Consider the following 20,084-nt stretch of genomic DNA (forward strand, 5'->3'; position numbering starts at 1 on the left):
AGGATAGAAAGATGAATGCAAGATATTACGTTTACGCGGCATCGGTTTGCATACTCCTGGCCGCCTGTGGCAACGACCCCAAACCGGCATCTGTTGCTGTTTCATCGTCGGCCACTCCTGCCCTGACAGAACCTTTCCGTTATCATAAAGCGATAGAGGTGTCGCCGGGGCAAACTTACGATGTGCTTAGCTGGGGCAGGGGCGCAAAAATGGACGGCTCGTTTATGATACTGCACTCCGACTCGGCTGGGGTAAAATATACCACTACTACGGGCGATCTGGACGGTGCTATCTCCGACGTGTACAACTCAGATATGGATACCGACGGCAACCCCGAGATATTGATACAGGCCAAGGATAAAGACACGGTGAATTATGCCAAGGTGTACGCCTTCGAGTTCAACAACAACGACGCCAATAAGCTCGATTTCCCCAAGCTTACCGGCTTGCAAAAGAAGGGTTACCGCGGCAATGATAACTTTTATATAAAAGACGGTCTGCTGATACGCGAGTTCCCCATATACAGCAGCAACGATAGCCTGGCCAAACCAACTGGCGCAAAGCGGGTATTACAATATGGCCTGCGCAGTAACAGCTTTTCTGTTACTCAATTGAGCAAAGATTCTGTTTCAGTAGCGGATAAAGCAACTGCGGCAACAACTGTTAAGAAAACGACCGTAGATAAGCCCACAAAAAAGAAAAAGGCCGCACCTAAGAAGAAGAAACGACGCAGGAGGAATTAAGGACAGGTTTAGTTCGATTTCTCGCTTTAAAGCCTGCTGAGAAACAAGCGATAGATACAAAGTAATAAAGCGGGAGTTTTGCGGTATGGCGCAAAACTCCCGCTTCTTTTTTATAAGCCCTCGAATGCAAAGGTTTCTTTAACGATAGCCTTGCGGGGCAGCAAATCGGGCTTTATGCTGGCCTGGTACACAAATGATGCTACGATGATGGCGGCCTGTTTCAGGTCGGCTATTTGCAGGTGGTCGTAGCTATCCATGTTGCTGTGGTGGGTACGGGTTTCGTAATCTATCGGGTCCTGTATAAATTGAAAACCCGGTATGCCCGCCCAATCGAAGGACAGGTGATCTGTAGAGCCGGTGTTTTTAAGCGATACCGTAGTAGCACCTAAATCTTTGAACGGGGCCAGCCATTGCTCAAATATGGGTTTGATGGCCGTATTGCCCTGGGCGTATACGCCCCTTATTTTGCCGGTGCCGTTATCCAGGTTAAAATATGCCGACACTTTTGGCTGCTCGGGTTTCAGCTTGCCATCGGTATCCATAAAATGGTTCTTTACGTAACCGTAACTTCCGTACAAGCCCTGCTCTTCACCACCCCATAAGGCAATGCGGATGGTGCGTTTCGGCTTAATGCCAAGCGAATCTAACAAACGTACGGCCTCCATCATTACAATGCAGCCAGCAGCATTATCGGTTGCGCCAGTGGCGGCGGTCCATGAATCGAGGTGGCCGCCCAGCATCACCAGTTGCGATTTTAGTTTGGGGTCGGTGCCGGGTATTTCGGCTACCACGTTATAGCCTTTGGTATCGGCGGTAGAAAATGCAGCTTTTATATTCAGTGCGAGTTCTACGGGTTGGCCGCCATCTATCAGCCGCCTTATTTTCTGCCCGTCTTCTACCGATATGCTTACTGCGGGCAGGTTTTCCGGGTCGGTAGCCTTGTAACCGCCGTTTGCCTGCACAAATACGGTACCATTGATGTTATTGCGGCCGGTACTGATAACGGCTACCGCGCCCGAGCTTTTTAGCAATACATCTACCCGGGCTATTAATTTAACATAAGTGCCCAAATACATCTCTATCATCTTGCGTTCTACCATATAGGTATCGGTGGTATGGGCAAGCGCGCTGTCGGTAAGCCTTTCTGCCGAGGGTTTGAAATTAGCCGAGGTATTTATTTTACTGCCATGTACCAATATGAATTTGCCTTTATAGTCGGCAAGGTGTTGTTTGATATAAACGGTATCCATTAATTTCTCTCCGGGCAGCAGCACTACCTGCGCCTGTTGCAAGCCATTGGTAGATGGGCTCCATGGGTTGGGGTATGCCATTATAGGTTGCATATACGGCAATTTCATACTGATGCTGAACTCCTGCAAGTCCCACTGCTTACCAAATTCGCCCCAGGGTTCCATTTTGGCATTTACGAGCCCCCATTTCTTCATGGTTTCTACGGCCCAGGTTGCGGCGCGTTGATACCCTGGTGAACTGGTAAGGCGCGGCCCGGCAACATCGGTAAGGTAATGCGCAATCTGTTCGATGTGCGAGCTGTTAAGTTCGGCTTTCCTGATCTTATTAAAGGTGGCGGTATCTACCGGCTCCTGAGCGTAAGCAGCGGCTACGGTGAAAAAACAGGCCGCAAGCAATAGTTTGATGCTAAGGTTCTTCATAATGGATAAGTTTGAGTTATGCCGGTGAAAATAAGAATAATAAATTGCAGATGAGCGCAGTAGAAGCACAACCTGCTGCAATATTGCCTCCTTTTTTGTCCGAACTGCTTTAACCGGTTTCGGCCTTAACCTTTCTAACCCTTTAACTTTTCCAACCTTTTTAACTAAGAACAATCAATAACAATTCTAAATAACATATATCCCTTGTAATAAACATTATTAGCTTATCGTTTTGTATTTTTGCAAACCCGTTTATCCCACAACTATAAACATGAAGAAAAGTTCCATTTTTGGCCTTGTTGTTATTGCTATTGCCATTGCGGTTATTATAAGCGTGTACTCAAACACAAGTACTTACGGCTCCTTTACCGATGCCCGCCAAACCGAAAGCGAATTGCACGTAATCGGTATGCTCAACAAGCAAAAAGAATTGTATTACGATGCCACCAAGGATGCCAATTACTTCACTTTTTACATGAAAGACGATAAAGGCAGCGAGTGCAAGGTGGTATTCACCGGCACCAAGCCCGAGGACTTCGAGAAATCGGAACAGATAGTGCTTACCGGCAAGATGATCGGCAGCGAGTTTCACGCCTCCCATATCCAGATGAAGTGCCCCTCAAAATACACGCAGGATAAATTAGAAACACAGGAATTTAAGGCTAAACCAGCCAGCATATAAGCAATTTTAATGGATACAGTATTTAAAGGTGAGCACCTTTTGCCGGGCCACATCGGTCAGTTCTTTCTCGTCCTCGCTTTCGGAGCCGCGCTTTTATCGTTCATCAGCTATTTTTTCGCCACTGCGGATGACAAAGACAAACCGGTCAGCAGCTGGCAAACTCTTGGTCGTATAGGCTATTACTTAAACTCTCTATCGGTTTTAGGTATCGGGGCATGCCTTTTCTACATTATCTACAACCATTATTTCGAGTACCATTACGTTTGGGCATATACCTCTAAAACGCTGCCGGTGCAATACATCATCTCCGCCTTTTGGAACGGGCAGGAGGGTGGCTTTATGCTCTGGATATTCTGGCAGGCATTAATAGGCCTGGTATTGATATGGAAAGCCGGTACCTGGGAGCGCCCGGTGATGACGGTAGTTGCCTTATCACAAGCCGTACTGGCAACTATGGTGCTTGGCGTAAACTTTTTAGGCGTGCATTTGGGCAGCTCGCCATTTTTGCTGCTTCGCGATTTCATGAGTGAAGCACCTATTTTTAAACAAGCCGATTACCTTACTTTCATCAAAGACGGGCAGGGTATGGTGCCCTCGCTGCAGAACTACTGGATGGTGATACACCCACCAACCCTGTTTTTAGGTTTCGCGGCCATGGTTACGCCATTTGCTTATGCCGTTGCCGGCCTTTGGCAAAAAAAATATAAAGAGTGGATTCAGCCTGCGCTGCCACATGCGCTGTTTGCCTGTATGATACTGGGTACCGGCGTAGTAATGGGTTCTTTCTGGGCTTACGAATCGTTGAATTTCGGCGGCTTTTGGGCATGGGACCCGGTAGAGAACGCTTCTATCTTTCCCTGGATTACCATGGTGGCAGCAGTGCATGTGCTTATTGTGTTTAAAAACACCGGGCATTCGTACTTTACGGCTACGTTTTTGGTGCTCATCAGCTTTGTGCTGGTATGGTATTCGTCGTTCCTTAACCGCAGCGGTATCCTCGGCGATACTTCGGTACACTCCTTTACCGATTTGGGTATGTTTTGGCAATTGGTTACAGGCATCCTTGTATTTTTGGTGATGTCGGTTTGGTTGCTGGTAAGTCGCTGGAAGGCTTTGCCTATTACCCAAAAAGACGAAGAAACTTATTCACGCGAGTTCTGGATGTTTGTTGGCGCGGTTTTTCTGGGTCTATCCTGCTTCCACCTCATCATGGTAACCTCCATCCCGGTAGGGAACGCCATATTCGGCTGGAAGATAGCCCCGCCTGCCGATAAGGCCCGTTTACTTCATTATAATATCTTCCAATCGTGCTTCGCATTCGTTATAACTATACTCACGGCGGTTACGCAATTTCTCAAGTATAAAAAAACAGATGTTACCCGCTTTTTCATTACCACGGCGGTTTACTTGTTTTTGGCCGCGCTCATTGCCGCGCTTATTGTTTACGTAACAGGGCTGTACAAGCTCCATTTTGTATTCGTGCTGCTGATGTGGGGGTCGGTATATTCGGTACTGGCCAATGGCAAGGTTTTGGCAGATGCCTTCAAAGGCAAATTAAAACTGGCAGGCTCTGCTGTGGCGCACATTGGTTTCGGTATGCTGCTGATAGGGGCCTTGATTTCTGCGGGCACAAGCTCGGTAATCTCTATAAACAATACGGGCGAAAACTATTCTGCCGATTTTGCCAAAACAGAGAACCCGCGCGAGAACATATTGGTTTACCGCAATGAGCCGCAGAAAATGGGCGATTACACGGTTACCTATCTGGGCGATTCGCTGGCCCTGCCGGATCATTTTTACAAAGTAAACTACCGCAAGGTGGATGCTAACGGCAAAGTAGATGAAGATTTTACGCTGTTCCCCAAGGTGCAGGTAAATAAAGGCGCGTTGGCATCATCGCCCGATACCCGCCACTACCTGCTGCACGATTTGTACACGCACATCACCATGACCAACTCTGCCAGCGCGGCCGAGGAAAAAGGCAACGGAGCAGATGGTGACCAGCCAGCCGACGATAGCAAGGACTATGATGCACCTGTTCCGCATGAAATTGCTATAGGCGACACGATACCTTTCCGCGAAGGGTATATGGTGCTGCGCAAGTTGGATAAAGCCGCAAAACTGGAAAACATCCCAATGGATAATGTGCTGGCATCGGTAGGTGCAGAGCTTGATGTGGTTACCCACGGTCAAACCTATCATGCCAAGCCGGTTTATATATTGCAGAAAGATGGCCACGTTTTCTTTTTCCCCAAGAAACTCGAAGAAGCCGGGCTGAAGCTGGAATTTACCAAAATAATGCCAACGCAGGATAAGGTAGAGATTACGGTTTACCAGCAGCCCGAAAGCGCCAAGAAATACATCGTAATGCGTGCCATCAAATTCCCGTATATCAATTTCTTCTGGGCGGGCAGCGTTATTATGGTTATCGGTTTCTTGTTATCGATTTTCAGGAGGAATAAGGAGTTGAAGCCGGTACCTGCGAAAGCAAAATAAAACCTGCTATGGATAGCCCTGGTGCCATGGATATTTCTGCGGATGGTTTTATCATCGTAGAGGATATTTATAGCAAGGAAGAGGTTGCGGCAATCTTGTTTGAAATCAATCAGGCGGATACCAATAAAAGTACTTTCCGTAAAACAACGGAGCTATTCGCTATCCGGCAGTTCCTGAAGGAGATACCCGCTGTTGCGCCACTGATATTTACGGGTAAGTTAAGAAGCCTGATAACCAGCTTGTTTGGCAATGATTATTTCTCGGTAAAATCTATTTATTTCGATAAGCCCGAGCTGTCTAACTGGTTCGTGGCCTGGCATCAGGACCTCACTATTTCGGTAGAGAACAAACTGGAAATTGCCGGCTATGGCCCATGGACGGTTAAATCAAACCAGTTCGCAGTGCAGCCGCCACAGGGAATTTTAGAAGATAACTTCACCATCCGCATACATCTCGACGATGCCGATGAAGGCAATGGAGCATTAAAAGTGCTTGCGGGCTCTCATTTAAAAGGAATTTGCCGCCCTGATACCATCGATTGGGTAAAAGAAACGGAGGTAACTTGCAACGTAAAGGCAGGCGGCATCATGATAATGCGGCCGCTATTGATGCATGCCTCGGGCCGTACCACCAGCAGCAAGCCGCGTAAGGTAATTCACATAGAATTTAGCAGGTTGAAGCTGCCCGAAGGCCTTGCCTGGTCCGAATCCCTGTCCTATTAGTTCATTTCCCTTAACTTCTATTTCTCCCCCTATTGTATTATTCAATATAATTATTGCTAATTTTATGTAATCACTGTTAGGTTGCCCTCATTTAGAGTAAGTTAAGCATATAAGCATGGAAGAAAAGGCGGAATTGCTCAATCTATTGAACCAGCTTCAAAAAAGCGAGGAGAAATACCGCCAGCTTATAGAGCAAGCTTCTGATGCAATATACGTGCTCGGCCACGAAGGTTATTTTATTGATGTAAACCAAAGCATGTGCGATATGATGGGCTACACACGTGCAGAATTATTGCAGATGAACGTGGCGGAGATCATAGACCCGGAGCAGTTAAAAGTCGACCCACTTAAGTATATCCCGCCTTCGGCACCCGAAACTTCGATGGTGCGCGAAAGGCGCTTTATGCATAAGAGTGGACTGATTTTCGATGTAGAGATCAACGTAAAAACATTTCCCCACGATAGGGTGATGGTGATTGCCCGCGATATCACCGTCCGCAAGGCCATGGAAGCCGACCTGGTGAACGCCGAGTTGAAGTTCCGTACCATTGCCGACCGCTCGATGGTGGGCATCTACATCGTACAGGAAGGGAAATTCGTGTACGTTAACCCACGCTTTGCCGAAGTTTTCGGCTACATGCCGGATGAACTGATAGGCAATTACCCCACCAGGCTAATCATACACCCCAACCACCGCGACGAGGTGAACGAAAGCATACGCGCACGGCTCAGCGGCGAGGTGGATAGCGTACACTATCAAACCGTAGGGCAGCGCAAAGACGGTAGTAATAACTGGATTGAATTTTACGGCAGCCGGGTAATGCTTAGCGGCGTGCCCTCCATCATCGGTACCATGCTGGATATTACGGAGCGGAAGCGGGCCGAGGAGCAGATACTGAAAGAAAAAGAATCGTTACTGCGGTCTGAGGCCAACCTGCAAACCATTCTCAACAACACCGATACCGCCTACGCCTTGCTGGATGCCCAGTTGAACATAGTAGAATCCAACTATATGGCGCTGCAATACGCGGAAAAGGAATTTAACTACGACCCCGCCCTGGGCACTAACCTCGTTACCCAGATACCTGCAGATCGCAAACCAAAATTCAAGGAATACGTTACCCGGGTACTGAGTGGCTCGCCGGTAAGTTACGAGGTGAGCTATCCGGGTGGTCCCGGCAATCAGCCCATATGGTACCACGTGCGTATGTTCCCCATTGCAGGTCGCGAGCAGCAGATACTGGGGCTGGTGTTTGCCGCCACCGATATATCAGACCGTAAGCGGGCCGAATACCATCTACAGCAGGCTTATCGCAACATCCAATATCACGTGGAAAGCATAAAAGACATGGCCTGGAAACAATCGCATCTCATCCGTAGTCCGCTGGCCAACCTAAAAGCACTGGTGGATATACTGCGTGCCGACCCTGTTGACCAGAATGCGCTTGACTATCTCTCCAGCGAACTGGAACGGCTCGACACTGTAATCATAGAAATGAGCAACGATGCTACCGGACGTACGGTGTACAATTGATGGTGGACATTGCCGACGGTTTTTCCCTGTGTTTTACCCCGCTAAGATGGCATTTACGTTAAAAAATGGGTAAATTGCCCATGATATGAGCACACAGGAAATACTCACCATAACCATTGTACTTACTGCCCTGTTTGCCTACATCAACCACAGGTTTATCAAATGGCCGCCTACCATAGGCATTATGGTGCTTTCGCTGCTGTGTTCCATGCTGTTGGCAGCTTTTGGCAACACCAACTCTCTTTTGGCGGCAAAAGCCGTTCAATTAGCTTCATCGGTGGATTTTCAGGATGTGCTGATGAATTTCATGCTCAGTTTCCTATTGTTTGCGGGTGCTATCCATATCGACGCCGCAAGGCTCAAAAAAGAACGCTGGCCTATTATTTTGCTGGCCACTTGTGGTACACTGATTTCTACATTTCTGGTAGGAGGGATGGTGTATGGTCTTTTCCCGCTGTTTTCTATCAACATACCCTTTATTTACTGCCTGCTGTTCGGTGCGCTGATTTCGCCTACCGACCCTATTGCCGTGCTGGCCATCCTGAAAGAAGCCAAAATACCGGCATCGCTCGAGCTGAAAATTTCAGGCGAGTCGCTTTTTAACGATGGGGTGGCGGTTGTGATATTCATCAGCATAGCCGAGGTTGCCAAATCGGGCGATTTTTCGTTCGTATCTGTTGGCGTATTATTTTTGCAGGAGGCCGTTGGCGGCTTGCTTTTCGGCGCGCTATTAGGGTACATTGGTTACTGGGCGCTTAAACCGATAGACGATTACAAGGTAGAAGTGCTGATAACCCTGGCTATTGTTGCAGGCGGCTATTTTTTAGCAGGATACCTGCACATCTCCGGGCCGCTGGCCATGGTAGTTGCGGGCATCATCACGGGCAACAAGATAAAGCGCGAGGGGATGTCTGACGTAAGCCGCGACTACCTGGATAAATTTTGGGAGCTGATAGATGAGATATTGAACGCCGTATTGTTTTTGCTGATAGGGCTGGAGATGCTGGTGATAAAGGTAAACCCGATACTGCTGATTATTGGCGGTATTGTGATCGTAATAGTGCTGCTGGCGCGATGGGTATCGGTAGCTATACCGGTTTCGTTAATGCGATACCGCATCAAATTTGAGGATAATGCGGTGGCCATACTTACCTGGGGCGGTTTACGCGGGGGGCTTTCTGTGGCCATGGCTTTATCATTAGGAAACAACATGCACCGCGATGAGTTTGTGCTGATTACCTATATCGTGGTGGTGTTTTCTATTTTTATACAGGGGCTAACGATTGGTAAGGTGGCAAAGCGGCTGCAAGGCAAACCGCTTTAATATTACACCATCGCAATCTGCTCTAAACCCAAAAACCTACCATAAGCTTTAGCCGCTTTTTCCACCGCTTTTAAATTCTGCTGACTTAATGCTTTGAATGGTGTAAGTTCTACTTCCAGCACATCCTTTTTAATCACTCGTTTCCAAAGGCCTTCAATTTTACCATTGATGAGGATGGTATGGTTAAAGATGGTTCCGCGCGGGTCGACTTTGCCGATGTGTTTGGCATCGATGGTAGCGCTACGGTCTTTGTAGCTCACAATATATTCATCGTAATTGGGCAATAGCTGAATCATTTTTGTTTTAACAACAGCCGTTTCGCGCTCCATAAACCAGTAAGTATTGCTATCAACCGGATGACTGCTTAGTGTTGATTTTATGGCTCCCAACCCCGCTTTGGCATCGGTGTTGGTTAAGCCGCTCCACCAGGCAAAATCGGCTACGGTTGCCGGGCCGTGTGAAGTAAAATAGCGTGCGGCCAGGGTGGCAAGGGCCTCATCTTTATCCAGCGATTTAGTTTTGGGTACACGTTCGTCGAACAAGGCGTAGGTAAATTGCTTCCCTTCGCGGCCACCGCTGCAAACCAGTTGTTCCAGTTCCAGGTGCTCCATGATGTGTACAAAACGTTGTTCGTTGGTGGCTATGCTATGCTGATTAAAAAACGCAGCAATTTCATCCCGCGCCAGCTGCTGTCTGCCGTTCAGTGCTTTTACGATCAGCTTTTCACATTTGGCCAATATTTGCGCATCCAGTTGTAACTGGCGGTGATACGATGCAGCCGCTGCCTGAATCCGTTTGGCAGTAAGCTGCAGCATCCATCTTACATCTTCGGGATGTACAAAATGCCAGGTGGGCCTCAAAACATGGGTGCGAATGATATTACCATCGGCTAAAGCCTTGTCTACCAAGCCATCAGTTGCGTTCTTCAACCGCAGGCCCAATGCCCATTTAGCACCGGCGTAATCCTGCGATTGCACGGCGCCCATATACCTTACAATATCGGCAGGGCTTGTAAACTCCGGGTTCGGCAAATGTTGATTTTGCAGGCGAAGCCGGGTGATGCTAAAATTACTCATGGCTATTAGTGATACACTAATATAGTTAAGGTTAGCATAATATATTTGTTTGGAGGAATTTATCTCCTTAGTTCTTTTTCTCCGTTAAAGGAGCAAAATTTCAACTCGCGTTTCAGCGATCATTGCCGTCGGTTTCAACCGCCGGGACAGACAGGCAATTTCGCTGGCTAAGCCGAAATATTTGGCTAAAGCCGATTTTCATAACCACTAATCCGTCGGTTAAAACCGACGGCAATGAGGTTGCAATACTCCATCTAATCTCCCGTATACAATAAACCACTTACCACTCTCCCAATCAACTACTCACTAGCGTAACTAACATTGCTGCAACTTTTCCACAATGGCCTTAATGCAAAGGCAATGGATTAAATTAGCAGATTATTAAAAGCAGCGACTTGGCCAAGACTACCGAAACCAAAGAAACCCCCTTGATGCAGCAGTATAATGCTATAAAGACTAAGTACCCCGGTGCTTTGCTGCTGTTCCGCGTGGGCGATTTTTACGAAACCTTTGGCGAGGACGCCATTAAAGCCGCCGGTATTTTGGGCATCACGCTCACCCGCCGCGGCAATGGCGCGGCGACTTTTATAGAGCTGGCCGGTTTCCCGCACCACTCGCTGGATACCTACCTGCCCAAGCTGGTGCGTGCCGGGCAGCGCGTTGCCATTTGCGACCAGTTAGAAGATCCCAAGACTACCAAGACCATTGTAAAACGCGGCGTTACCGAACTGGTTACGCCCGGCGTTGCCACCAGCGACAATATCCTGCAACAAAAGCGTAATAACTACCTGGCTTCGCTGTATTTCGAGAAGAACAGTGTAGGCATCGCGCTTATCGATATCTCTACCGGTGAGTTCCTGACGGCGCAAGGCAATAGCGGCTACATAGATAAACTGCTGCAAAGCTATGCGCCAAGCGAAGTGATATTCCCCAAAAGCCGCCACCACGATTTCAAGGATAACTACGGCGATCGCTTTTATACCTACATGCTGGACGAATGGCCCTACAGCGGTGATTACGCACACGAAACCCTGCTAAAACACTTTGGCGTAAAATCGCTGAAAGGTTTTGGTATCGATAAACTGAATCTGGGCATCATAGCCGCCGGCGTTGCCCTGCACTACCTCAACGAAACCGAACACCGCAACCTGCAGCACATCAGCGCCATAGGCAGGATAGAGGAAGACCGGTACTTATGGCTCGACAGGTTCAGCATACGCAACCTGGAGCTGGTTGGTTCTGCCAACGAGAACGCCCTTACGCTGGTAGATGTGCTTGATCATACCTGCTCGCCCATGGGCGCACGCCTGCTGCGCCGCTGGATAGTGATGCCGCTTAAGGAGATAAAACCCATAAACGACCGCCTGGGCGTGGTAGAATATTTTATAGCCCAGCAAGAACTGCGCGAAACGCTGCAGCAATATATCCGCCAGATAGGCGATCTGGAGCGGCTGATAAGCAAAATTGGCCTGCAAAAGGCCAATCCGCGCGAGGTGAGCCAGCTGAAGAGAGCCTTGCTAGCCATAGCCGACATCAAAAAGATTGCAGAAACGGCCGACAGTACCCCGTTGCGCGCCATTGGCGAACAACTGAACCCTTGCGTCACCATCTGCGAGAAGATAGCTCACGAATTGCACCCCGAGCCGCCGGTAATGATCGTAAAGGGATCCGTAATAAACGACGGCATCAATGAGGAATTGGACCGCTTGCGCAAAATCGCGTTCGGCGGTAAGGGCTACCTGCTGGAGATACAGAAACGTGAAGCTGAAGCCACTGGCATACCATCGCTAAAGGTATCGTTCAATAATGTGTTCGGTTACTACCTGGAGGTTACCCACAGCCACCGCGAAAAGGTACCTACCGAATGGATACGCAAGCAAACGCTGGTAAATGCGGAACGATATATTACTCCCGAGCTTAAAGAGTACGAAGAGCAGATATTAGGTGCCGAGGAAAAAATATTGGCTTTGGAGACACGCCTGTATAACGATTTGCTGTATGCGCTCGCCGAATACATCAAACCCATACAGCTCAACGCGCAGCTAATTGCCCGGCTGGATGTGCTGCTGAACTTCGCCGATATATCCATCAAAAACTATTACGTAAAACCGCATGTTACCGATAGCCGCGTGCTCGACATTAAAGGCGGCCGCCACCCCGTGATAGAAAAGAACCTGCCCCTGGGCGAAGAGTACATTACCAACGATGTGTACCTCGATTCGGATTCGCAGCAGATTATCATCATTACCGGGCCCAACATGGCGGGTAAATCGGCCTTGCTGAGGCAAACCGGCCTTATTGTGCTGATGGCGCAGATGGGTTGTTTCGTACCGGCCAAAGCAGCAGCTATAGGCTTGGTAGATAAGATATTTACGAGGGTAGGGGCATCGGACAACCTCTCCTCCGGCGAATCTACTTTTATGGTGGAGATGAACGAAACCGCCAGCATCCTCAATAACCTGAGCGACAGGAGCCTGATTTTATTGGACGAGATTGGCCGCGGTACTTCAACTTATGATGGTATATCCATCGCCTGGTCAATAGCTGAGTACCTGCACAATCACACCACAGCACGTGCTAAAACGCTTTTCGCCACCCATTACCACGAATTGAACGAATTGAGCAACAGCTTCAACCGCATCAAGAATTTCAATGTTTCGGTAAAAGAAGTGGGGCAGCAGATCATTTTCCTGCGCAAACTGGTACCGGGTGGCAGCGAGCATAGCTTCGGGATACACGTAGCAAAGTTGGCCGGCATGCCGCAAAAAGTATTAATCCGCGCCAACGAGATATTGAAAAAGCTGGAGAACGAACGCACCGGCGGCGAGCATATCAAAGAAAGCATACGCAAGGTGCAGAAACAGGCCGTACAGATGCAGATGTTCTCGATAGACGACCCTGTGCTGGTAAAGATACGCGATACGCTCAACAACCTCGACGTAAACACCTTAACCCCCGTAGAAGCCCTGATGAAGCTGGACGAGATACAGCGGGTGATAAAGGGGTAGCTGCAGATGTGCAGATTTTAACCCATCGTCTTTGCGAGTGAAGCGCGGCAATCATCGGTTAGAAGGTCCTGTCTACAGAGCGGCTTTGCATGCCGGGGATTGCCGCGCCGCCCATTTGCGCTTCCCTTCCCCCCGCGGCTCGCAATGACGAATTGGTTGGTGTTGATAAGTTTATAACATCTGCTGTAACGTTTTTGCCTTAAACGATATCTTTATCGCATGCTTTTAAAACGCTATACCAATTTAGCCTTTATTTTTGCCGCCGCCGTAATATTAACAGCCTGCCATTCGCGTAAACTGACCGTGCGGAACAACAACGGCCCTGTGCGCCATGGCCCTTACGTAATGGTAAAACCGGATAAGGAAATTGCTGATAAATACGCTACCATGATGGGCGTTAAGCGCAACGATATCCAAAACGGAAGGCTATATAGTTTTATTGAAGAGTGGATGGGCACCCCTTACCGTTTCGGCGGGTTGGATAAGGACGGTATAGATTGCTCGGGCCTGGTGTACCTGCTGCAGCAACAGGTTTATGATATGCCTGTGCCACGCACCTGTGCCCTGCAGGTAACTAACATCAAACGCAAGTACGAGGAAGAACTTAAAGAGGGCGATCTGGTGTTCTTCGATTTCGACGGCAAGCAATTTAGCCATGTGGGCGTTTACCTGCAAAACGGCTATATCGTACACGCCAGTACCCGTCGCGGGGTGGTGGTGGTGCGCCTGCATGATAACGGTATCTACCAGTATTTCTCCCGCGCCGGCTCGGTATTGGATCCTTTGCTCGCCACGCCTGGTAACTAAGTAAATTGCTTAATTACTTTCCGGAGAATGGGCAACAGCCACAGGTTTCTTTTTCCGCGAAGCGAACAGCCTTTTTATCATGGGCTTGTCGTTGGTATCTCCCGGGTAATATTTTCGGCGCGACCGCGCCATAGCCAGGGCCCAAATGACAAATCCAACGCTGATAAACTGTGTGTCTACTTCGTAATAAACACAAAATGACACGAAAATACACAGCAAGGGCAAGCTAACGAAATTAGTCCGTTGTGCTTTCCATTGCAAATTGGTTTCAATTTGGTGCGGTTTTATACAAAGGGTTGCAGCATGTTTAATAAGGTAGCGGGTTAACAGGGTTTGGCCCATCACGCTGAATGCTATTACATTAAAGTAAATAAAAATACCTATGGCGTTGCCCGGCCCGAGCGTTTCTGTCATTACAGATACACCGAAGGGGAAGAGCGATATGAAGAAGAGGAACACCAGGTTCCAGATGATGAGCCCTTTGCTGTAGTCTTTTAAATAACTGAATATTTTGAGATGCTTCAGCCAAAACATCCCCACAAAAAAGAACGCAGTAACGTAGCCGAACAGCCTTGGCATTAATTCAAATAAAGCATGCTTTATTTCCTTCCTTTCGGCGTGCCGAAGCCCTTCGGGCAGTTTGATCTCTAACACCATTATGGTGATGATGATCGCAAAAACTGCATCGCTGAACAGGATTATCCGTTCCAACTGGAACTCCTTCTTTATTTCTTCTTCTTCCTTTATATCCATGGCTATAGAAAAATTGTATATTTTTGTGGCATTATGCAAAAACCCAAACAGGATTACTCTTTCTGGACTAAATATAAGCGTTTTGCAGGTACCGAGATTATGCTCTACGTCATCATGATCGTAGGCATTATTCTGGGTATCATTATTTTCAGCTAATTAGCCTTCACCAGGCTTATGTTGTAATTATCGGCATCGGCTACCTTTTGGTAAAACTCTACCAGCTCCGCGTACAAATCTTTGCTATACGTACCCTCTTTTAGCTGGATGCGCCGCGAAAAAACCAATTCACCAGCTTTTATGCTGGTAGTCATGGTAAATCGGCCGAATGGTTTATCGATGGTAACATTATCCGGTTTAAACTCGGGTTTATAGCCTGCAGGCAATTTATAGGTAATCTCGTCCTCGTCGGTATAGCCCCGGTTAATGTATAGTGGGGTAACACGGTTGCGCACGTCCCTTGGCGCGCGGCCGGTGCGGTTAAGCGGGTTGAGCGAGAAATAAAGCTTGCCGTTATCTGCAGTAGCGAAATCGCGGGCGTTTATCTTCAAATCCTCGGTGATTGATGGTAGAATCGCTTTATCTTGTTTAAAGTTATAGTTTACTATATCGAGGTTGTTGATGGCCGGGTAAAATTTCGGGAACATTTTCAACTGCTCTACGGGTGCTTCATCAAGCATGTCTTCGCGGTTATCGTATTGGGTCCCTTTAAAAATGGTGGTAACATTGCCTGTAAGTACACCTTTATCATCAATAGTAAAAATCGCTTTGCGCGTTTGCAAGTTTATTGGCGATGTGTAGCTGGTGGTATGCATCAACTTGCCGCCCTGCGGGGTACAAGCCAACACGTCACGGTCGTCGGTAAAATCGCTCAGGAAGCCGAATGGTATCTTTTGGCTGGTGCATTCTAAAAAAGTGGTGTCGTTTTTAATAGGGAGGCATAAAATAATATGGTTCCCCTGGCCCATGCTCGGAAAATCGGGCATCAGGCTTACTTTCTCGCTACCGGCTTCCACTACGCAATACCACGAATCTATCCCCACCGCACTAAGCAGGGCCTGTGTATAATTCACCAGGGCTTTACAATCGCCGTAGCTTGTACGGTCTACATCAGCCGCCAAAAAAGGCTGATAACCGCCAATGCCCACCTGCACACTGATGTACCGGGTTTTCGATTGCATGTACTCATATATTTTTTTTGCCTTTAGCTTTGGGTCGGTAATGTTGGCGGTAAGTTGCTTTACGAATTCTACGGTAGGGGTAGGCAGGGCCTTGCGGCTGGCCAGTAATTTATCGTAAGTCCATTGCCCTAGTTCTTTCCAGTTGCTAAAGCTGCCGCTAATACCTTCGTATTTAAAATCCTGCGGGGCAATTTTTACCATACTAAGGTATTCCTCTTCGTTGGGACTATAGGGCTCATATCGGAATGCCTTGATGCCGCTTACCTGCCAGGTGTAGGTTTTGAGCCCTTCTTTAGTGCTGCCGATGGCCACTTTTGCCGGCATATTTATCTCTTTATACCTTATTTTGAACGATGGGCTGCAAGAAAAAGTGAAGGTGCTTTTTTCTACCGCCATGCCCGATGAGGAATTGGGCCGCCAATCATCAAAATTGAGGGATTGTTTTGAGCGTTGCTCGTACTCGTACTCTATGGTGTAGGGATATGAACCAATAGATGGTATGAAATGCTTCAGCCGGGAATCATCGAACAGCGAGTAGCTCGCCGTGGCGCTTTGGTCGGCAAAATCTTTTTCACTGAATTTGCTTATCTGCTTGCCGAATTCGTTGTAAGTAAAGCCCTTTACGCTGCGGATAGGATTGCTTTTATTATACCATAACACGATTCGGGCAATATCATCGCCGTTTTTGTTGAGTACGGTTATGGCTTTTTTTATATGGTAAATGGTATTGTCATCGTCCTTTACCTCAATATTCACTTCTTCGTTGCGCACTACGGCACTGGCATAGGGCAGCAGGTTTTTTGGGATAAGGTTTACATCATAATTTTGCTGCGACTGAGCCTGCGAAGCTATAGCCAGCATCAGCATAAAAAACACCGAACAGATTAGTTTCATTTACTTCTTTTTAAACACGATTTCGCCTTTTTCGGTGGCCACAATTTTGTTAAATAATTCCTTTAAGTAGGGGTATTCTTCCGGCTCGTATATCGTTTTGGTCAATTGAAAAACGTTCGAAAACGTGAAGTTATTCCCCTCGCCGGCAAAGTTAGTGATGAATTTGCCACCCTTGTTGGGTAAGCTGATGGCGATACCCTGCGGCGCGCTATCAATAACATAATCTGCCGGCAGGTGCATATTGAGAGTGAAACGGTCGTCTGACGACATGCCCAAATCTACGGGATAGTTGCGGTCCTCCAACTTAAAAGGGTTAGCGGTTATTCTATCGAAAAAGAATGGGTTGAAGGCAAGTTTGTTGTGGTTTAAATTATCGAAGGCATCAATCTCTACCTCATATTTTTCGGTGATGGGCATATCCAAACTATCTACATTGCTGATCGCCGATGTAAGGATTTTTGTTTTTACCAGCTTGTCGTCTAAATTCTCCACGTATTCGTCCAATGTGTTGAATTTTTTTATCGCCTTCCTTCTATCGTAGGCCTCGTAGCCAAAATAGTAGGTGGTGATAGTGCCTTTTAATTTGCCGTTGCTTTGTAGGGTAAGGTCGTAAGAGCTGGTTTGGGCTTTGCGTTGGCTAGGGATGAGGTCTATCCAGTAGCTGGGTTTATCCAGGCTCATTACCCGTCCTTGGTCGTTGAGGCATTTAAGCGGCAGCATATCAAAGGATAACAGCGGGTCGGATGCATCAAGCATATAGCTTTTATCAGCAATATTCACCTTTGCCACCACGTAGTTGAAATCATCCTCTACCGGGTAAAGTTTATTTACCACGCCATTGGCACGGGTGCTTAGCAACACCGCTTCGGCATTAAGGCCAGCTGCGCCAAGCGCGGTTACCAAAGTTAGGTTGATATCGCCCACCGTGCCGGCATGGCTATCAAGCGCCTTGCGTATGCCTTCGCTGCCGAACGAATAGATATTGTTCCACTTGATTGTTTTCTGGATGTAGGCAAAAACGGCTTTGGCTTTTTCGAGTTCATCTGTTTTGCCTGAAATTACGGGCAGGATATAAGGTTTTAGCTGGTCTTTCTTTTTTAGCTGTGAGCCAAAGTAATCTGCATGTTTCAGGTTGAAGTCAACGTCTTTCCACTCTTTTGTGTACTTGGTTTTTACGCCGGTATCGAAATTCGTCCATTCGGAAAGCTCGAAATAAATTGCCGACATGAAATTCTTAGGCGCAGTCATGTTATCCTCTTCTATAAATGCCGGGATATCCGCCATCTGGAACGTCATATGCGAGCAATCGGCCTTGGCACCGTGGCGGGTAAAACATTCTTTTTCTATGTCCGCCGTATTTTTGGTGAGTTTATAAGGTCCCCTCAAAGAGATGTTAAAATTCCAGAAACCTGGGATGTGCACCTCATACAAGGAATTTATTTTGGGTATATCGTCCTGAAATTTCCATGTCGGTATAACCCATTGAGTGCTGGTAAACTCGTATTTATATTCAATTATGCTGCCCGCTTTAAGGTTGGGCATGGTAAATTTCAGCGTTTTCCAGTATTTGTTTTCGGTTGTAGTAAAGGCCGCTTTGTTACCCAGTTCAGTAGTTTGTACATTGCCGTTTTCGTCGGTATAGGTGGTGATGCCTTTAAGGTCGTTCACCTGTTCATCGCCATATTTTAATATCCGCAGCGGTATTTCTACCGTGCCTTTATCAAAGCCTTTGGTGTTGATAATCTTTATCTTAACGTGGTAGTTGTAAATAACTTTGAGCACCTCGTCGCTTGCGATGGTAATTTGCGCATTGCCATATTCGTTTAAAACAACAGCCCGGGCGGCGGTGTCTTTAGCGTATTTCTTCATGCTAAGGTCCTGGGCACTAACATCGCCATAGGTAAAATCCTGGCTGCGGGCGAGGGTGCTTGTTAGGATGAACGTGAATAGTAGGAGTAAGATTTTTCTCATGCAGGTTTAAGTTAATTTCGGAGGCTTGAAAATAAGCAATTATCGGGTTAATTTAATCATAAAAATAAACTACCGAAAATTTTAAGGTTTTTGCCACCTTTGCAGTCCCGACCCGAACAACCATGAAATTAAATTTAAAACGGCCCCTTGCCTTTTTCGACCTGGAAACCACCGGTACAAATATCGGCTCCGACCGTATAGTAGAAATATCCGTAATAAAACTTAACCCCGACGGCAGCGAAGAGGTTGCTACCTGGCGCGTACATCCAGGGATCCCTATCCCGCTGGAATCATCTATTGTACACGGTATTTATGATGAGCACATAAAGGATGAAAAGCGTTTTCATGAATTGGGTGTGGAGATAGCCGCTTTTATAGGCGATAGCGACCTTGCCGGTTACAACAGCAATAAATTCGACATCCCGATGCTGATGGAGGAATTCTTACGCGCGGGTATCCTGTTCGATTTAGAGAACCGCTACTTTGTAGATGTGCAGAATATTTTCCACCAGATGGAGCAGCGCACCCTGAGAGCAGCTTACAAATTTTATTGCGATAAAGATATTATCAACGCCCACAGCGCCGAGGCAGATACCCGCGCAACGATGGAAGTTTTGCTTGCCCAGGTAGAGCGTTATGTAGATACCGAATACGAAGACAAAAAAGGTGTGCGCAGCAAGCCGGTAACCGGCGATGTAGAGGAGTTGCACAAATTTACTAACCTGAGCCGCCCGGTTGATTTTGCCGGCCGCATGGTGTATAACGAAGAAGGTGAGGAACTGATAAACTTTGGCAAGCACAAAGGCAAAAAAGTAGAAGATGTACTGAACGTGGAGCCCAGCTATTACTCCTGGATGATGCAAGGCGATTTCCCGCTATACACCAAACGCAAGCTGGAGGGCATACACAAACGCTGGAGCGCTAAAAAAGCAGCCGAGAAACTGGCCGCAAGGCCGGCACAGCAAAACGCGCCACAAGTCGCTGAAGCCAAACCGACTTCGCCTAAGCCGACGTTCAGCAGCAATGCGCCAAAAACAACGCCGCAAATCAATAGGCCACACTTCAATAACAACCAGCCAGCCAAAAAGAAAGATGAGCCGTCTAAGCCTATCGACGATGATATGCTGAAGCTGCTGGCCAATAAATTTGGTAAGAGCTAGTGAAGCCCCCAACCCCCTGAAGAGGGAGCTATAGAAAAACAGAAGCCCACCTATTGATTTAGATGG

At 47.5% G+C, this 20,084-nt stretch carries 15 protein-coding genes; 10 read left to right on the forward strand and 5 right to left on the reverse strand.

The window, feature by feature from the left end; translation table 11 throughout:
- Positions 1-11 precede the first annotated feature (11 nt).
- A complete protein-coding gene (locus AC1DXC_RS20910) occupies positions 12-743 on the forward strand; it encodes a hypothetical protein (protein WP_477461129.1) in 732 nt (243 codons plus the stop codon).
- A 110-nt stretch (positions 744-853) separates the two neighbouring features.
- Here the strand turns inward: AC1DXC_RS20910 and AC1DXC_RS20915 are convergent, their stop codons facing one another.
- Positions 854-2,413, reverse strand: coding sequence for a M20/M25/M40 family metallo-hydrolase (locus tag AC1DXC_RS20915; RefSeq protein ID WP_477461130.1), 1,560 nt, complete (start codon positions 2,411-2,413; stop codon positions 854-856).
- A 271-nt stretch (positions 2,414-2,684) separates the two neighbouring features.
- On the opposite strand from AC1DXC_RS20915, the gene AC1DXC_RS20920 reads away from it, so the two are divergent.
- The 5 genes from AC1DXC_RS20920 to AC1DXC_RS20940 all read left to right on the forward strand — a co-directional run bounded on the left by AC1DXC_RS20920 (position 2,685) and on the right by AC1DXC_RS20940 (position 9,171).
- Entirely contained in the window at positions 2,685-3,095 is a 411-nt protein-coding gene (locus tag AC1DXC_RS20920; RefSeq protein WP_477461131.1) for a cytochrome c maturation protein CcmE domain-containing protein, read from the forward strand.
- A 9-nt stretch (positions 3,096-3,104) separates the two neighbouring features.
- Positions 3,105-5,591, forward strand: a complete 2,487-nt coding sequence (ccsA, locus tag AC1DXC_RS20925) for a cytochrome c biogenesis protein CcsA (protein WP_477461132.1) — start codon at positions 3,105-3,107, stop codon at positions 5,589-5,591.
- An 8-nt stretch (positions 5,592-5,599) separates the two neighbouring features.
- Entirely contained in the window at positions 5,600-6,313 is a 714-nt protein-coding gene (locus tag AC1DXC_RS20930) for a phytanoyl-CoA dioxygenase family protein (protein WP_477461133.1), read from the forward strand.
- A 115-nt stretch (positions 6,314-6,428) separates the two neighbouring features.
- The gene (locus tag AC1DXC_RS20935; protein ID WP_477461134.1) at positions 6,429-7,847 is read left to right on the forward strand and encodes a PAS domain S-box protein; all 1,419 of its coding nucleotides are present in this window, start codon (positions 6,429-6,431) and stop codon (positions 7,845-7,847) included.
- Between the two features lie 85 nt (positions 7,848-7,932).
- Entirely contained in the window at positions 7,933-9,171 is a 1,239-nt protein-coding gene (locus AC1DXC_RS20940) for a cation:proton antiporter (RefSeq protein ID WP_477461135.1), read from the forward strand.
- A 2-nt stretch (positions 9,172-9,173) separates the two neighbouring features.
- On the opposite strand, the gene AC1DXC_RS20945 is transcribed toward AC1DXC_RS20940, so the two are convergent.
- Complete coding sequence (locus AC1DXC_RS20945) at positions 9,174-10,247, reverse strand: winged helix DNA-binding domain-containing protein (RefSeq protein ID WP_477461136.1); 1,074 nt, start codon at positions 10,245-10,247, stop codon at positions 9,174-9,176.
- A 431-nt stretch (positions 10,248-10,678) separates the two neighbouring features.
- On the opposite strand from AC1DXC_RS20945, the gene mutS reads away from it, so the two are divergent.
- Both mutS and AC1DXC_RS20955 read left to right on the forward strand, forming a co-directional pair.
- Positions 10,679-13,255 carry a DNA mismatch repair protein MutS gene (gene mutS, locus AC1DXC_RS20950; protein WP_477461203.1) on the forward strand — a complete coding sequence of 859 codons (2,577 nt, stop codon included), beginning with the start codon at positions 10,679-10,681 and terminating at the stop codon, positions 13,253-13,255.
- Positions 13,256-13,474: 219 nt separating this feature from the next.
- Positions 13,475-14,062: a C40 family peptidase gene (locus tag AC1DXC_RS20955; protein ID WP_477461137.1), complete on the forward strand. Its 588-nt coding sequence runs from the start codon at positions 13,475-13,477 to the stop codon at positions 14,060-14,062.
- A 9-nt stretch (positions 14,063-14,071) separates the two neighbouring features.
- On the opposite strand, the gene AC1DXC_RS20960 is transcribed toward AC1DXC_RS20955, so the two are convergent.
- The gene (locus AC1DXC_RS20960) at positions 14,072-14,815 is read right to left on the reverse strand and encodes a TMEM175 family protein (protein ID WP_477461138.1); all 744 of its coding nucleotides are present in this window, start codon (positions 14,813-14,815) and stop codon (positions 14,072-14,074) included.
- A gap of 33 nt (positions 14,816-14,848) precedes the next feature.
- Between AC1DXC_RS20960 and AC1DXC_RS20965 the strand changes: the two genes are divergently transcribed.
- The gene (locus AC1DXC_RS20965; protein ID WP_477461139.1) at positions 14,849-14,971 is read left to right on the forward strand and encodes a hypothetical protein; all 123 of its coding nucleotides are present in this window, start codon (positions 14,849-14,851) and stop codon (positions 14,969-14,971) included.
- On the opposite strand, the gene AC1DXC_RS20970 is transcribed toward AC1DXC_RS20965, so the two are convergent.
- Together AC1DXC_RS20970 and AC1DXC_RS20975 are read right to left on the reverse strand one after the other, a co-directional pair.
- Positions 14,968-16,887: a DUF3857 domain-containing protein gene (locus AC1DXC_RS20970; RefSeq protein WP_477461140.1), complete on the reverse strand. Its 1,920-nt coding sequence runs from the start codon at positions 16,885-16,887 to the stop codon at positions 14,968-14,970. The genes AC1DXC_RS20965 and AC1DXC_RS20970 overlap by 4 nt on opposite strands.
- Positions 16,888-18,858, reverse strand: coding sequence for a DUF3857 domain-containing protein (locus AC1DXC_RS20975; protein WP_477461141.1), 1,971 nt, complete (start codon positions 18,856-18,858; stop codon positions 16,888-16,890).
- 122 nt (positions 18,859-18,980) lie between these two features.
- Between AC1DXC_RS20975 and AC1DXC_RS20980 the strand changes: the two genes are divergently transcribed.
- On the forward strand, positions 18,981-20,018 hold the full coding sequence (locus AC1DXC_RS20980) for an exonuclease domain-containing protein (RefSeq protein WP_477461142.1): 1,038 nt from the start codon (positions 18,981-18,983) through the stop codon (positions 20,016-20,018).
- The last annotated feature ends 66 nt before the right edge of the window (positions 20,019-20,084 follow it).

It is taken from the genome of Mucilaginibacter sp. P2_D11 (genome assembly GCF_056404435.1).